The 15,126-nt window shown below is 49.7% G+C and carries 13 protein-coding genes and 1 pseudogene; 12 read left to right on the plus strand and 2 right to left on the minus strand.

Annotated features, from left to right (window positions below):
• Positions 1–345: pseudogene (locus tag BM231_RS13895) on the minus strand (ABC transporter substrate-binding protein); the annotation flags it as partial.
• Between the two features lie 458 nt (positions 346–803).
• Here BM231_RS13895 and BM231_RS13900 point away from each other — a divergent pair.
• From BM231_RS13900 to BM231_RS13915, 4 genes are all read left to right on the plus strand, one after another.
• Positions 804–1,853: a LacI family DNA-binding transcriptional regulator gene (locus BM231_RS13900; RefSeq protein ID WP_208860369.1), complete on the plus strand. Its 1,050-nt coding sequence runs from the start codon at positions 804–806 to the stop codon at positions 1,851–1,853.
• 372 nt (positions 1,854–2,225) lie between these two features.
• A complete protein-coding gene (locus BM231_RS13905; protein WP_093520289.1) occupies positions 2,226–3,611 on the plus strand; it encodes a cytochrome P450 in 1,386 nt (461 codons plus the stop codon).
• Positions 3,612–3,639: 28 nt separating this feature from the next.
• Positions 3,640–4,815: a hypothetical protein gene (locus BM231_RS13910; protein ID WP_093520291.1), complete on the plus strand. Its 1,176-nt coding sequence runs from the start codon at positions 3,640–3,642 to the stop codon at positions 4,813–4,815.
• A 12-nt stretch (positions 4,816–4,827) separates the two neighbouring features.
• Complete coding sequence (locus BM231_RS13915; RefSeq protein WP_208860370.1) at positions 4,828–5,907, plus strand: hypothetical protein; 1,080 nt, start codon at positions 4,828–4,830, stop codon at positions 5,905–5,907.
• Here BM231_RS13915 and BM231_RS13920 read toward each other — a convergent pair.
• Positions 5,873–6,550, minus strand: coding sequence for a protein kinase domain-containing protein (locus tag BM231_RS13920; RefSeq protein ID WP_093520293.1), 678 nt, complete (start codon positions 6,548–6,550; stop codon positions 5,873–5,875). The two genes, BM231_RS13915 and BM231_RS13920, sit on opposite strands and share 35 nt — an antisense overlap.
• A 320-nt stretch (positions 6,551–6,870) precedes the next feature.
• On the opposite strand from BM231_RS13920, the gene tssA reads away from it, so the two are divergent.
• From tssA to tssG, 8 genes are all read left to right on the plus strand, one after another.
• Complete coding sequence (gene tssA, locus BM231_RS13925; protein ID WP_093520295.1) at positions 6,871–7,917, plus strand: type VI secretion system protein TssA; 1,047 nt, start codon at positions 6,871–6,873, stop codon at positions 7,915–7,917.
• 42 nt (positions 7,918–7,959) lie between these two features.
• Complete coding sequence (tssB, locus tag BM231_RS13930) at positions 7,960–8,493, plus strand: type VI secretion system contractile sheath small subunit (RefSeq protein ID WP_037035899.1); 534 nt, start codon at positions 7,960–7,962, stop codon at positions 8,491–8,493.
• Positions 8,486–9,991 carry a type VI secretion system contractile sheath large subunit gene (gene tssC / locus BM231_RS13935; protein WP_093520297.1) on the plus strand — a complete coding sequence of 502 codons (1,506 nt, stop codon included), beginning with the start codon at positions 8,486–8,488 and terminating at the stop codon, positions 9,989–9,991. The genes tssB and tssC overlap by 8 nt, the downstream gene beginning before the upstream one ends.
• Before the next feature lie 133 nt (positions 9,992–10,124).
• Positions 10,125–10,655: a type VI secretion system tube protein Hcp gene (locus BM231_RS13940; protein ID WP_057465257.1), complete on the plus strand. Its 531-nt coding sequence runs from the start codon at positions 10,125–10,127 to the stop codon at positions 10,653–10,655.
• Positions 10,656–10,737: 82 nt separating this feature from the next.
• Positions 10,738–11,589 carry a type VI secretion system accessory protein TagJ gene (locus BM231_RS13945; RefSeq protein ID WP_093520299.1) on the plus strand — a complete coding sequence of 284 codons (852 nt, stop codon included), beginning with the start codon at positions 10,738–10,740 and terminating at the stop codon, positions 11,587–11,589.
• Positions 11,582–12,088 (plus strand): type VI secretion system baseplate subunit TssE, encoded by a 507-nt coding sequence (tssE, locus tag BM231_RS13950; RefSeq protein WP_063291944.1) that lies wholly within the window; start codon positions 11,582–11,584, stop codon positions 12,086–12,088. The genes BM231_RS13945 and tssE overlap by 8 nt, the downstream gene beginning before the upstream one ends.
• Before the next feature lies 1 nt (position 12,089).
• The gene (tssF, locus tag BM231_RS13955) at positions 12,090–13,967 is read left to right on the plus strand and encodes a type VI secretion system baseplate subunit TssF (RefSeq protein ID WP_093520301.1); all 1,878 of its coding nucleotides are present in this window, start codon (positions 12,090–12,092) and stop codon (positions 13,965–13,967) included.
• Positions 13,964–15,124 carry a type VI secretion system baseplate subunit TssG gene (gene tssG, locus BM231_RS13960; RefSeq protein ID WP_093520303.1) on the plus strand — a complete coding sequence of 387 codons (1,161 nt, stop codon included), beginning with the start codon at positions 13,964–13,966 and terminating at the stop codon, positions 15,122–15,124. The genes tssF and tssG overlap by 4 nt, the downstream gene beginning before the upstream one ends.
• Positions 15,125–15,126 lie beyond the last annotated feature (2 nt).

A 15,126-nucleotide genomic window follows, 5' to 3' on the forward strand; every position in this document is an offset into this window, starting at 1 on the left:
GCGGGCATCTTCACTCACGGAATATTCGCCAACCCAGCCGGGAACAAGAGACAGGTTCTTGTCACCGTCCATGTAGGTTTCAACCACACGCTCTTCCATGAGCTTGGTTGGGCCCCAGCGGTCGCTTGGGCCTTTGAATGCACGCTTCATGACACCGCCATAGGTGCCGATGCTGTCGTAGACTGGAATGACGCGTGGATTTTTCGGCAGGCGCTCTTCAACCGGCGGCAATTGACCGGCTTCAACCAACTGCTTGAGCATGGGCGCTTCGTTATAGGCCCAGCCATTGGCGGCCAGAAACGGCAGCGTCAAAGCAGCAATCGACGTGAGTGTAACGCTCTTCATCAAATTCTCCCCCAACACGTTTTGCCAGATCCTCCCCGCCAAAACGCATTACTTCTATTTATGCAACAAGTCCGCTCCACTGCACTTGGCAGCCCAAATACGGCCTTATTGACAATCAGTTACCGGGCAAAGATGACAGGGGCACCGTTTGACAACAAGGCGGCTTTATGAAAATTTTTTCATGATCAGCTCTTCAACTTACTTCAAGGCCATCACTCAATCTCGCTCATTCGTCATCACATGTTGAGCAATGCAAAATTTGTTGAATTAATTCATTCACTTAGATCATATTCACGAATTCCAATGCGAAGCTGTCTGAGCATTAAGAGGATTTTGGATAAGCTGGTTTCACTAATCAGTTCCTCTCAGTGATACACAACAGCACGCACGTAAGCGTTGCACATGAAAAGATTTTCATTCAATAATTGCCTGTCCTATTGATGAATGGTGGAAGTCGCGTGACAACGGGTATCAAGCAGATCGCAAAGCTTGCGAACGTCTCAATCAGCACTGTTTCTCACGTTTTAAACGCTTCTGCTCCCATCGGCAGTGAAGTACAAGAACGTGTGTTAGGCATCGCGCGTGAGACAGGTTATCTTGCCAAGCGGCGACGCAAAGCTTCGATCTCCCTGCTCTCTACAGTGCTGCTGGTCGGCACTAAGAAAGCCTTCCCTAAGTCTGATCGCAATTTCGTGGCCTGGACCATGCTGAACGCCTTCAGGAAAGAATGCCAAAGCCGTGGTATTCGCCTCATTCCTCAGATTGAGGAAGAGAATGAAATCAATCCGGACAATATTGTGGAGGCCGTTGCAAAACACCGCCCCCAAGGCATCGCAGTGATGCAGGATGACAGGCAATGTCTGATTGATATGCTTTACAATCTGCCATCTGCCTCCGTTATTCTGAGTGGTCAGGATCAATCCATGAGGGTGGATACAGTTGCTCCCAGCAACCGCTTTGGAGCAAAGCTGGCCACGGATCATCTGCTGGATTTAGGCCACAAAAAGATTGCATTGCTCACCTGGGGCAATCGACGCGTCGCAAAGCAAAGGACTGAAGGATTTCTGGATGCCTTTAGACAAGCAGGGCTCGACGTTCCTGTCTCCGACATTATTGATGTTGGCGATTATCAGCAGGATGTGGTGGAGACCAACTTCAGCAAATGGCTGAGCAAACACAATGGTCCCTCCCCTTACTCCGCGTTCTTTTGCTCAGCAGACAACGTCGCACTTGGTGCGATGAAAGCCCTGCAGAACCATGGTTACTCTGTTCCCAACGATGTTTCAGTTATGGGTTTTGACAATGCATTGTTTGGCGAGCTGTCCAGTCCATCCCTTTCAACCATCCATGTTCCAATGGAAGAGATTGGTCACGTCGCTTTAAATCTACTGGAAGAAGCCTTGACCCTGCCTGATGGAGAGCGCAGTGCCCGCCGCGTGGAGCTTGGATGTCGCCTGATTTTGCGCAACAGTACAGGCAGTCCAAACACGTCTTTTTCCAAGTCGTAATGCACCAACACCTTCCCTTAGGGGACCTCTTTTAGATTCAAGTAAGGTTAGAAGACATTTTCTAGGCCTGTATCCCGGTGTGTTTGGCGGCTCCCGTGATGTCATCTCATCTGGTCTAAAGCCCTATAGCTCTTGCGTTTACTGCTGTGTCTGGGGAGGCAAAAGCCATTGGTTACTCAGAGTATTTTCTCTTGATTAGCAATCAAACAAAATTTGCAGAGTCCCGAAAGCAAATCTCTAAGAGGGCTGTTCTATATTCCCGCAAAGCACTATTGCGCATGGTTCTCACCTACTTCTCCTATCGGCTTGCGCTGATGATGTTGGGAAATGTGCGGAAGTATTCTACTTTCCGCCGCAACATGAATGTAGATAATGGAAAACAAGATTTCATTATATCGACCGCCAGCACCCTATCCGGGAGAAGCCGCAGAAGGCTGGAGAAACTTCAGTAATTATTTGAGCTCTGACCCACTTGGCGTCATCCCAAAGGAGCTGTACGAGTGCGCGATTTTTCAGTTTGATGATGATAATCCGCGCAAATTCCTCGTAAATGAACCCAAGTTGCTGTCCAGAGTCTTAGAAGAACAACAAGCTATATTCCCAAAAGGCGGCGGTATTGCAGAGCTGTTAAAACCGATCCTGCATAATGGTCTGGTCTCAGCAGAAGGTGTTGACTGGCAAGATCAACATGAGATGGTTGCGCCGATTTTTTCCAACACGAGTGTCCGTATCTCCTTTGGTTATCTGCAAGAGGCACTCAGTTCCTTTGTTGAACGCTTTGTGCAACATGCAGAGACTGGCCAGACGGTTAAGCTTGCAGAAGAGATCAACTTTCTAGTTGCTGATGTCAATTTCCGCTGCGTGTTCTCAAAGCCCATTGAGATTCAGCTGGAGCACCAATGCTTCGATTCCATTATGAAATACGAAGAGCAAGTCGCAGGGACTGCGCTGGATCTGAAGCGTTTTTCTGGTGCTGGTCCACCAGTCTTTACAGAGGCAGCTTTGAAGACTGCAGAAGACGTGCGTGCCGTCATTTCGCAGATCATTGACGAGCACATGCACAACAAGCCTCCAAACTCTCAAAACTTCTTTCAAGTGTTTCAGGATGCGCGTGTTCCATCGACTGGAAAGCGTTTTACGAAGTCACAACTTGTTGACCAAGTCGCGAGCATTTTCCTTTCCAGCCATGAAACAACGTCTGCTGCGCTGTGTTGGTCTGTCTATATTCTCGCCCAATGCCCTGAGATTGTTGAGCGCATTCGGACAGAAGTGCAGTTGGTGACGGCTTGTGGTCGCATCTCTTATGAGCACCTGCCCCGTCTTCGTTTTACGCGTGACGTCTTTAAAGAGGTCCTGCGCCTTTATCCTCCTGTCCTTTATCTCTCCCGTGTTGCACGTGAGGACACCACCCTTGGAGACACCTTAATCCCTAAGGAATCCATGGTGATCATCAGTCCATGGGTTGTGCATCGTCACCGTTCATTCTGGGAAAATCCAGACATGTTCGATCCCGATCGCTTTTCGCGCGGAGAAGCAAAGGCAACGCTTGGGAGTTATTTTCCCTTTGGTCTGGGACCAAGAATGTGTACGGGCGCCAGCTACGTCACTTTTCTTGGAATTAAAGTGATCGCGCGATTGTGTACCATGTTTGATTTTGAAACGATCAATACTGATGAGGTTCGTCCAGACAGTACTCTTTATTTAAAACCGTCAAGACCAGTTTTATGTAAAGTACACAAAAGGAAGTTTAGTAAGTAGTCGGAAGATCAAACGTCGAGGTTACCCAATGGACCCTAAAGAACTACAACAGCTAAAAGCAGGTATTCAAAAGGCACGTAAGCAAGAAGTCAACTTTGCGTATTCGCCAAACAAGAATCCAAAGGAAGACGACGCTTTGATAATTCACCCGCGGAAAAAGCCAAAGATGCTTTTGGTCGCGGTGAAGAAGGAGACCCAGAACCCCAAGAGCATGTGTGGGGTTGTGACCATCAAAAGTAAGGAAATGACCATCGAATGCGTTGGTAAGCCACCTACCCAAGGGCTTATCAAGATGATGCGTAAGTTCCTTATCAGCCAAAAGCTGAACTTCAAGATTCATGTGAAGGATGAAGACGGCAACACCGTTCATTCTGATCATGCAGAGGAAGAAGGCGCAGAGACTCCAGATCATATGCTGGATACATTCTCTCATGAGACTGATGAAGTCGCAGACACCGGTAGTGATGAAGCCTTCACAGACGAAGAGCTGGCTGCCAGTGGAGAGAATCTTGAAGACACTGAAGATGATGAAGATACGTCTGCAGAAGACGCCGCAGCAGCTGCAGCTGAAGATGCAGCTCAAGAGGAAATTCTTCGCGACAAACTGACGTCAATTCTAGCTGCGATCACTCATAAAGTTGAGAAAGCACTCGGCAAGGATGACGAGTATGACGTTGCGCTAAAACAACAGCTTGGCGTCATTGAAAACGCCGTGAGCGCGCTTGATGACACAGGAACCCAAGCAGGCGTAAAGGCTATTTTAGCGCTCATCGCGCAGCAACCAGCAGCCAAGAAAGTCGATCAACAAGAAGTTGCCGCGGCAATCAAGGAGCTGACAATTCAACGGACGACTGCCGAGTCTAATATAAGCAGCCTTATGTCGAGCTTAAAGAACCATCCAGACCCACGCATGCGGCTCATAGCAGCAAAGGGACCAAGCGCAGCTTTGCTAGGCAACGCAAGCTTACTTCAGGGAAATCTCGATTTGGTTCTTAGAGATCTGAAGGCCTGGGGGGGAGCCCCAGCAGATAAACGCCCTGCTGTTGCGAAGAAGCTCTCCGCTAGCATCGCTACTCTCAACAGTCATATGGACTCAGATAACTTGATTAATCTGCTCGAGAAAAACCCGTTAGGTGTGTCAGTTTCGATCAAGAAACCAATCGCTTCAGCTTTGAAAGATCTCGAACAGAAGATTTCTGTCTGATCTAAACGCCCCATGTTGCAGTCTTTGTGGCATGGGGCGACCTTTGTTTACGGGAACAAGCCGAAGGAGCACCCCGCATTGCCTTGCTTCTGTTTTTGCCCAGATATTATTCCCGATATCAATCTCAACCTGCTTGTCCCTCTTGTGTTGAAGGCAGGGGAAGCAACCGCTTTGCCGCGTATCAAAGGCCCCTCCCTTCGTGTCACATCCCCTCACCTGTTCATGCGGTTTCGCCCGTTTAACTTCCTGAGCCTTGCGCAACTTTTGGCGCTTAACGCCAGCATCAATCATCGGCTAACTGCAGCGGCTGATCTAGCTCTTCGTGTGACAGAGTCCGCCACTCTTCCAGCCGCCAAGCTTAAATTGAAGAAGCTCGCGCAAACCTCAGCAAAGTTCGCACTTCCACTCGCGCTGAAACTGGGGGCTCTTCCGGGTCATATTCTAGCAAAGCTCGGGCTTGCTGCTCAACTCATTCTTCAAATTAAAGGCCTGGGATTGAACCCCTTTAATCTCAATCTCGGCAAGTTGAATCTCATACTGCCGAAGGCGAAGATTAACCTGCCTCTGCTTGGGCTTGTTGACCTTGGTTTAAAGCAGAATTTGAACATGAACGCTCAGGCTGATCTCAAAGCACTTGCGAAGATGTTGGCGGACTTTGGTAACTGGAATCTTGGCTTTAAGTTCGATCTGAAAGCAGCCTTCAAGATTTTGGCAGCTCTGAACATTATTGGTCTGTTACAGCTGGCGTTTGGCGAAAGCCTTTTCTCAGGAAACGTCAAAGCTTGGGCTCGCATCACTGCAAAACTGAGCCTCTTTTCCAGATTGCTGCCACAACTAAACCTGAAGCTGCCGACAGCTAAAGTGGATTTGAGTGATCTCGACCTGAACATTGGTCAAGCCGACTGGCTTCGTAATGCAAACCGCATTTCCATGAGAGCATCTGCAAGGGCATCGCTCCGGGCATCTGCACGCCTGAATGCAGGTCTATTCGCCCGAACGGAAGCTGCTATCGGGCTCGCCTATGCTCTCTCTGCAGCTCTTAACATCAAGCCGACGTCTAAGTGCTGTAGTCGGTGTGCGTTAATATTCTGACGCGTTCTTCGGGCACAAATTTCAGCAGTTGAGTAACCATTTGCCGCCAGTCTGGCGGTAATTTTCTGAGGTCTGGGGCGTGCAGACGAAACGCAATAGCAGTTTCATATGTGTCCTTGATATGGTCCCGATATCCAAACATCTCACGTATAATTAAGCCCAGTGCATATAGGTCTGTTTTCTCGGTGATTTTATCGGTGCCCAATCCCAGCTGTTCTGGTGCTGCGTAGTTCAAGTGCCCCGCAAAACTGCTATGTGGCCGCATAAACGGCAGCTCATCATAAAAGGCACAATAAGCAAAGTCCAAAATGACTAACCCATGCACTCCCTGGTTGCTTAGCATGATGTTGTTAGGAGCGAGATCTAAGTGGGCAATCCCAACACTATGGAGATGATTGACCGTCAGAACCAATTGCGTACAAAGTTGGGCGAATTCTTTTAAGGAAAGCGACGCCTTACTAATCCTATCGGCAAGTGTTTCCCCTTTCACCAACTCCATGACCAGCTTGATGTTTCCGCCTTCGGTTTTCAGCTCCACAAAGTTCGGTGCGATGGCGCCAGACAAATGCTGCAGGGCTTTCGCTTCTCTAAATAAAAGTTGCTGTGGGGCTGATGATGAAATGAGCGTCTTCTCCGCCAACATGCGATTTGACGACGGGCACCTGTAAAACCTGACAGTGCTTGTTGATGTGCTCTTTGCAGGTTCCAACACAATATCCTTATATCTGTCAGAGTGTTCTGGTTGCAGAGATATTTTTCCCTATCAAGTCAACGAGTTAATAACGATATTACCAGTTCCTCTTATACTGTACACACAATGAAATGATCTTGCGGAATATTATAGGCCTATCTCGAGTGGTCGCCCCACTCATTTGGCAACCTCTACCAATACTATGCGCAAATACTTGGTAGTGATCGGACTTCCAGTCCCAATAAGCAGTAGCAGAGCGGGATAGATTTCGAATGGATCCAACGGCTTCCCTTCAACCTATTGAGGAGAATGCACCTTGCGGGCCGGATCTTGAATACGATCCTGACTTCCTGACGATGGAGACTGCTGCCAGTGGCACCCAAGATCACCAGATCGGGGAAGCCATTATCAAAGGGGAAGAACCTGACTGGAAGGAGGCGCTGCGCCTCTCCACCCAACTGCTGACACGAACCTACGATCTTCGCGTTGCCATCATTCACGCACAATCTCTAATTGCAATTGAAGGCTATCCAGGCTTCGCCAAAGGCATGGATTTCATTGCACAAATGCTGGATTCCTTTTGGGATACGTTACACCCAGAGCTTGATCCCGCAGAGGGGCATGACCCTATCATGCGTGCGAATGTCCTTTCCGCTCTTAATGACAGACGCACCACGCTTGCCCTAATCAGAAATGCCTCTCTCGTCCAGTCTCGCATCTTCGGAGCATGGTCTCTCAACGAGATCGCCATCGCTCGCGGGGAGACTGAACTGCCAGAAGGCCGTGACAGACCCGATATTGCTTCCTACGATGCAGCTCTCAGAGAGACAGATCGCGAAAACATTGCAGAGGTTGTTAATGCAATCGAAACCGCGATCAAAACATCCGAGCACATCCGGGATTTTTTCGCGCAGCACGGTGGCCTGATCCTTGACGACCTCCTGCGAGAGCTGCGTCAAGCGCAGTTTTTATTGGCTCCAGCACTGGAAATCGAAGAGGAAGATGAGGAGGAAGAGGGAGAAACTGACTCTGAGGAAGATGGGCCAGTTAAAGCTCGATCCAGCAAGAAAAGCGCAAGTTTTACCGGAACAGTTATAAACCGAACTGACGTGTTAAGAGCTCTTGATGAGGTTTGTGCGTATTACAAGCGTAGCGAACCTTCAAGTCCGGTTCCACTTCTACTGGGTCGGGCCCGACGTCTTGTTGATCTCGACTTTTATTCCATCATCAAGGACCTCGCTCCAGATGGGGAAGCACAAGTTTTGAACATCAAAGGGGTAAGCCCCGACGACGACGAACATTCTGGTTCAATCGAATAACCCAGGTCTGAATAAGAACAAAAGTACCGGGAACCCGATCACATGGCAAAACAAAGTAGTCAGAAATTTATAGCGAGGAACAGAGCCCCTCGAGTGCAAATTGAGTACGATGTTGAATTGTACGGCGCAGAGAAGACCATTCAGCTGCCTTTCGTAGCAGGTGTAATGGCTGATCTTTCTGGCAAGCCCGAAGATCCACTTCCTCCTGTAGGGGATCGCAAAGCCCTTGAGATCGACGTCGACAACTTCGATGAACGCATGAAATCGATGAAGCCACGCGTAGCATTCCGGGTTCCCAACACCCTCACAGGCGAAGGCAATCTCAGTGTCGATCTGACCTTCGAGAGTATGGACGACTTTTCTCCGGCAGCAGTTGCTCGCAAGGTTGATGCTTTGCGTACGTTGCTGGAAGCCCGTACTCAACTTGCAAACCTGATGACCTATATGGACGGCAAGTCCGGTGCCGAGGAGTTGATCGGTAAGGTTTTGAATGATCCTGCCCTTTTGCAAACACTAGCTGCCGCACCGAAGGAAGGTGATGCTGCTGCTGAAGAGAAGGACGAAAATAATGGCTGAAGCTGAAAAACAACCGGAAGTCGAAGCCGAAGAGGCACAGGTTGAAGCTATTGATCCCAATAACTTTGAATCTCTCCTCACTCAAGAATTCAAGCCCAAGTCAGACAGCGCAAAAGAAGCCGTGGAAGGTGCAGTGGCAACACTGGCTGAGCAGGCTTTGGCAAACACAACGCTGATTTCGGACGACACGCTGAAGTCAATCGAGTCAATTGTTGCTGAACTTGACCGTAAGCTTTCCGAGCAAATTCAAACGATCCTTCACCACGAAGATTTCCAGAGCCTTGAAGGGACCTGGCGCGGACTTCACTATCTCGTCAATAACACTGAGACTGACGAAATGCTGAAGATCCGGGTGATGAATATCTCCAAGAAGGAACTGAGCAAGACCCTGAAAAAATACAAGGGTACTGCGTGGGATCAAAGCCCGGTCTTCAAGAAAATCTACGAGGAAGAGTATGGTCAGTTCGGTGGTGAGCCGTATGGCGTGCTTATCGGCGATTACTACTTCGACCACACCCCACCAGACGTGGCGCTTCTGAACGAGATGGCAGAGATTGCAGCCGCGGCTCATGCTCCGTTCATTGCAGGAGCGAGCCCTAGCCTCTTCCAAATGGAATCCTGGCAAGAACTCTCAAACCCCCGCGATCTCACCAAGATTTTCCAGACACCAGAATATGCTGCATGGCGGTCACTACGTGAATCTGAAGATTCCCGTTATATCGGCCTTGCAATGCCGCGTTTTCTGGCTCGGTTGCCTTATGGCCCACTTACTGAGCCGGTGGATGAGTTTGATTTTGAAGAGGACACATCAGGTGCCTCCTCCTCAAAATACGTCTGGTCCAACTCTGCTTTTGCAATGGCAACCAACATCACCCGCTCCTTCAAGCTTTATGGCTGGTGCTCTCGCATCAGGGGCGTGGAATCTGGCGGCGCTGTTGAAGGCCTGCCTTCACATACGTTCCCAACGGATGATGGCGGCGTGGACATGAAGTGTCCTACCGAGATTGCGATCACTGACCGCCGTGAAGCTGAGCTTGCAAAGAATGGCATGATGCCATTGTTACACCGTAAGAATTCAGACTTGGCCGCTTTCATTGGCGCACAGTCTTTGCAGAAGCCAGCAGAGTATACGGACCCTGATGCGACAGCAAATGCAAACCTTGCAGCTAGGTTACCTTACTTATTTGCAAGTTGTCGGTTCGCTCACTATCTAAAATGTATTGTTCGAGACAAGATTGGCTCGTTCAAAGAACGTCAGGATCTTCAGAACTGGCTGCAAGATTGGATTATGCGTTACGTAGATGGCGATCCTGCAGGTTCCAGTGAGCAGACAAAGGCGGAAAAGCCTTTGGCGTCAGCCGAAGTGGTCGTCGAAGCCGATGATTCAAACCCAGGCTACTACAGCGCGAAGTTCTTCCTGCGTCCTCATTACCAGTTAGAAGGTCTGACGGTTTCCTTGCGACTGGTTTCAAAGCTTCCGTCAGCCAAGGGAGGATAAACCTTAGGCTGACGCGGAAGACGGCAGCGTTTTTATCAAACCCATTCAAAACGCTGTTAATCGGCACTACGCCTCATGCGGCAAGCCGTTTAGTGCCACAACAAAGTAAGCAACAAAAAGTGGAGCAAGCGTCATGTCAATTGATGCATATGTAATCTTTGAGGGGCCCGGTGCCGGTGCTATCGCCATTGAAGGCGAAACACAAGATGATGAAATGGCCAAAAAAAAGGCCTTCGAAATCGCCACTTTCAGCATGGGTGCTGAAAACACTATGGACATCGGTTCCATGCGTGGCGGTTCTGGCGCTGGTCGCGTGAAGTTTAAAGAATTCCAGATTGAAAAGAAAAGTGACCGCGGTTCGCCAGGCCTTTTCCTTGCTTGTTGTAACGGCGGTATTTACGAGACAGTGACACTTTTGCTTCGCCGTTCTGGTGGTGCATCCGGTAAAGCTGGTGTGATCTTCCTTACCTTCACAATGAAGCTGGTTGCCATCAAGGAAATCAGTTGGGAAGGTAACGACGAAGAGTGTAAAGAATCCATCCAGATGGAATATGGCGCTGTTCAGATTGATTACACCATGATGGATACCACTGGTGCGATGGGCAAGACACTTACCGAAAAGTGGAGCCGCATCAAGAATACTCGCGACCTCGTCGTCAAATAATCGAGTATTTTCCCTACCTTATCTGTTTGCCGGGGCTTCCCCGGCAAACCTTCCTCATCGCAATAATCTGGAGTGATCCCGTATGCCTGCGAAGGAACATCTAGCCACAGGTAATTTACAAGAAGCGCTCAAGATCACTCAGGAGCAAGTACGAAAAAAGCCTGAGGACGTCAAAGAACGCATCCTCCTTTTCCAGCTCTATTGCGTCAATGGAGACTGGCTCAAGGCCAAAAAACAGCTTCCAATCATCCGCCAATTTGATGAGAGCGCGGTGCCTATGGTGGAGACCTATTCTCGCTTGCTGGATATGGAGCAATTGCGTGAAGAAGTCTTTTCAGGTGACAAAACTCCCCTGCTCTTTGGTGAACCTAAAGAATGGCTTTCCTTTCTGGTTCAAGCCCTCAAGTTTGACACTGAGAAAAACGAGCAAGCGGCAATTAACCTTCGGGATAAAGCCTTTGAAGAAGCAGACGCTATTTCCGGAACCATAAATGGTGAAAAGTTCGAGTGGCTGGCAGATGCCGACCCGCGGCTTGGCCCCGTTCTTGAGCTTATGATGAGCAACGCCTATTATTGGGTTCCGTTCTCCGCAATCAAATCCATAAGAATTCCAGAGCCTCGTGATCTACGAGATATGTGCTGGACGCCTGTGAACCTTCTCTGGGTCAATGGTGGTCCTGCAAACGGTTTCATCCCAACACGATACGTTGAAACTATTCATTCAGACGACCCTAACCTCAAACTTTCCCGATTGACCACCTGGAACGAAGACAGGCCGATCGGACAGCGTATGTTTGCGCATGAAAGCGCAGAGATCCCTCTGCTTGAGGTGCGAGCGATCAATTTTGACACTGAACTGGATATTCATAAGGACATCGGCCCCGTAACAGGCGCAGATGATGCCGCATCCTCTACGGAGGGAGGCCATGGCTGAACGCCCTCTTGCTGATCGGTTGGTCCCGTCTTTGTTGGACCGTCTTACAGATGACAACCCGTTTCAGCAGGTGGAGCCTCGTGAAGCCCGTGTCACCAGTTCGGTTAATCTTCGGTATTCCATTCAACGTGATTTGGAGTGGCTTTTTAACACAACCCGTCTGGCATCAGACATTGATCTGACGCCTTATCCCGAAGTCCAGTCATCCGTCTTAAATTTTGGAATTCCAGACCTAGGCGCGATGACAAGCAAAAGTGCTGAAGAGATTGAAGACATTTTGCATGAGGCAATCGTCCATTTCGAACCTCGCCTTATAGCAGATAGCCTTTTGGTTTCTATCGTTGAGCCTAATAAACCACGCCGTTCCAATCGTCTAGACTTCCAGATTGAAGGGCAGTTGTGGTCCCAACCTTTGCCACAAGCCTTGTACCTACGCACTGAGTTCGACCTTGATGTGCATGCGGTGCAAATAGCTAAACCGCGCCAGCGAGGTTCTTGACATGAAGCCTTGGCTGCTTCCGTATTACAACAGAGAATTACAGCACATTCGCGAAAGTGCCTCTGAATTTGCAGAGGCTTACCCCAAAGTCGCAGGGCGTCTTGGGTTGAGTGGTTTTGACTGTGCTGATCCTTACGTTGAGCGTCTTCTGGAAGGCTTTGCGTTCCTAACTGCACGTGTTCAATACAAGCTGGATGCCCAGTTCCCTCAATTTACGCAGCACCTTCTTGAGATGGTGTATCCCCACTTCCTAGCACCCGTTCCGTCCATGCTTATCGCAAGTTTGGAGCCGGATATGACGCAGGGCTCCCTGAAGGATGGATATGTTATTCCTCGCGGCACACAGTTGCGCAGCCGCAAGAGTGCCCGCGGAGCGACGCCTTGTATCTATAATACGGCTCATGAAACAACGCTTTGGCCAATCACCATAGAAGCTATCGACTATCTGGCGAGCCCAAGTGAGTTAGCCGCTCAAAAGGTTGAGGTAAAAAATGGAGCTAAAGCCGGACTCCGCATTCGCCTGAAAACGGTTGGCAATATTCCATTTAATGAGCTGGCGCTGGATGAATTGCCGCTTTATCTGCGCGGTGGAGGATCACAACCGGTGAAGCTTTATGAGCAAATCATCGGTAATTGCACTGGCGTTGCAATCCGCCCAACAAGTTTGCCTACGCCTTGGGAAATCAGCCTTTCCTCCGAGATCGTGAACACGCGTGGGTACGGAGATGAGGATGCACTTCTTCCTTATGGTCCACAATCGTTCAGCGGTTATCGTCTGTTGCAAGAGTACTTCGCGTTTCCGCACCGTTTCCTGTTTGTCGAACTCACCAATCTGCAACCTGCCGTTCGTCAATGCGAAACGGATGAAATGGATGTCTTTCTGCTCTTTGATCGTATTGACAAAGATCTGGAACGCGCCGTTGATCGTGCCAATATCTCCTTGTTCTGCACCCCTGCAATCAATCTGTTCTCTACACGACTAGACCGTCTGCATATCAACGACAAACGTAGCGATCACCATGTGGTGCCAGACAGATCTAAACCACTGGACTACGAAATTTATCAGCTGCAAGAGGTTGAAGGGTTTAGCTCGCAAGGCGATGCGCCGCAGATCTTCAAGCCATTCTACAGCCTATCAAGTACGCAAGATTTACAAAGTGAAGGTGCCTATTACACGGTGAACCGCAAGCAACGGCTTGCGACAGCCAAACGACAGATGACGGGTGGACGCAGTAATTATCTTGGCACTGAGATTTTTATTAGTCTCGTAGATGCGAAGGACGCACCCTATAATCTTGCACTCAATCAGCTCGGCATTCGAGCACTTTGCACGAACCGAGATCTACCATTGATGATACCGATCGGAGCGGGAAAGTCGGACTTTTCCCTTCCAGAAGGTGGGCCAGTTGAAGCAGTGAAATGCATCGATGGCCCCAGTCGGCCACGTCCCTCAAACATCTTTGGTGAGACCGCATGGCGCTTCATCAATCATTTATCACTGAATTACCTTAGCATTGCGGACAATAACGATACTGATGGCGCACAAGCTCTGCGTTCCATTCTGCATCTGTACGCTCCGCTTGGTGACAGCTCGACAACACAGCAAATTGATGGCGTTCGCTCAATCAAATCCACTCGGGCTGTTCGTCGTCTCCCTGGACAAGGTCTTTCATCTGTCGCACGTGGCCTTGAGCTAAATATTACGCTTGATGAAGCCGCCTTTGAAGGCACGGGTGTGTTCTTGCTTGGTGCCGTGCTCAATGAGTTCTTTGCCCGTTACGTTTCGATCAACAGCTTCACCGAGACGGTGATCAGATCCAACGTACGAGGTGAAGTAATGCGCTGGCCCTGCCAGATCGGGAGGCGTCACAGATTATGACTGGTTCGCAAACACCACCTCCCCCAAATTCGTCTGGTCCACCCAAACCTCCCGAAGGGCAAGGCAAACCACCTGTGCCAGTTCAGCAAGAGATTACGCCTGAAGTTCGGTGGAAACAGCGTTTGCGCTCGGCTGAGAAAGATTACCTCAGCTATGAGTTTTTGCCTCTGGTGCGGCTTATTGAGTGTTCCAACCCGGATATGCCTCGGATTGGAACATCACGGCGCTGTCAGGATGATCCTGTCCGCTTTTCTCATGAACCTCATTTGCAGTTTGAAGCATCAACGATCACGGCGTTCAAGCAAGGTGTTGGAACAAAGCCCAGCCGGTTAACCAGCCGGTTTTTGGGACTCTTTGGGCCCAATGGCCCAATGCCGCTTCATCTGACTGAGTATGCCTTTAAGCGAGAACATCAACACCGCGATACCACAATGCGTGCATTCGCAGATGTCTTTCATCACCGTATCCTGAGCTTGTTTTACCGCGCGGCGATCACCGGTGAGCCCGCATTCAGCTTTGATCGACCTGAACAAGACAGGTATTCGATCTATACCGGAGCGCTTGCAGGATTTGGACCGACCGAGTTTCGACATCGGGATGATTTACCGGATGTAGTGAAGTATCATTTCGCTGGCCGTCTCGCCTTGCAAACGCGCGGGGCTGATGGGTTACTGGCAATTTTGAGCTGTTATTTCAACCTCCCCGTCGCTCTGGAAGAGTTCATTGGAGAGTGGCTGTATCTACCCAAAAATCAAGTGACTGCCCTCAACGGCTTTCGCAATGCCGGGCTTCTCGGTGTTGGAGCTGCACTGGGGGGGCGAGTTTGGTCCAGTGACACAAAGTTCCGCGTGGCGTTCGGTCCATTGAGCCTCCGCGACTATGAAGGGCTGCTTCCTGACGGTGTTTCCATGCCGCGATTGCTTTCAGCGGTCAGAGCCTATTGCGGCGATGAGCTGGAGTGGGACGTAGCTCTTGTTCTTAAGCGCAATCAGGTGCCGACTACTCGGCTTGGACAATATGGAAAGCTGGGATGGACGACTTGGTTGTCACCGAAAAAACAAGGCGACCCAGTCCGAGATCTCAATTTGCGCCCACGACAAGTCACTGAAAAATCGAAAGCATCTGTTCATAACAACAATCGCGCGAAGGCTGCCTAGGA

This window comes from Pseudovibrio ascidiaceicola, assembly GCF_900114245.1.
Taxonomy (GTDB): Bacteria; Pseudomonadota; Alphaproteobacteria; order Rhizobiales; family Stappiaceae; genus Pseudovibrio; species Pseudovibrio ascidiaceicola.

Excerpts from the sequence above, each read along its gene's own strand:
- BM231_RS13905 (WP_093520289.1), top strand. The coding sequence starts at position 2,226 with ATGGAAAACAAGATTTCATTATATCGACCGCCAGCACCCTATCCGGGA.
- BM231_RS13910 (WP_093520291.1), top strand. The coding sequence starts at position 3,640 with ATGGACCCTAAAGAACTACAACAGCTAAAAGCAGGTATTCAAAAGGCA.
- BM231_RS13915 (WP_208860370.1), top strand. The coding sequence starts at position 4,828 with ATGTTGCAGTCTTTGTGGCATGGGGCGACCTTTGTTTACGGGAACAAG.
- BM231_RS13920 (WP_093520293.1), bottom strand. The coding sequence starts at position 6,550 with ATGTTGGCGGAGAAGACGCTCATTTCATCATCAGCCCCACAGCAACTT.
- tssA (WP_093520295.1), top strand. The coding sequence starts at position 6,871 with ATGGATCCAACGGCTTCCCTTCAACCTATTGAGGAGAATGCACCTTGC.
- tssB (WP_037035899.1), top strand. The coding sequence starts at position 7,960 with ATGGCAAAACAAAGTAGTCAGAAATTTATAGCGAGGAACAGAGCCCCT.
- tssC (WP_093520297.1), top strand. The coding sequence starts at position 8,486 with ATGGCTGAAGCTGAAAAACAACCGGAAGTCGAAGCCGAAGAGGCACAG.
- BM231_RS13940 (WP_057465257.1), top strand. The coding sequence starts at position 10,125 with ATGTCAATTGATGCATATGTAATCTTTGAGGGGCCCGGTGCCGGTGCT.
- BM231_RS13945 (WP_093520299.1), top strand. The coding sequence starts at position 10,738 with ATGCCTGCGAAGGAACATCTAGCCACAGGTAATTTACAAGAAGCGCTC.
- tssE (WP_063291944.1), top strand. The coding sequence starts at position 11,582 with ATGGCTGAACGCCCTCTTGCTGATCGGTTGGTCCCGTCTTTGTTGGAC.
- tssF (WP_093520301.1), top strand. The coding sequence starts at position 12,090 with ATGAAGCCTTGGCTGCTTCCGTATTACAACAGAGAATTACAGCACATT.
- tssG (WP_093520303.1), top strand. The coding sequence starts at position 13,964 with ATGACTGGTTCGCAAACACCACCTCCCCCAAATTCGTCTGGTCCACCC.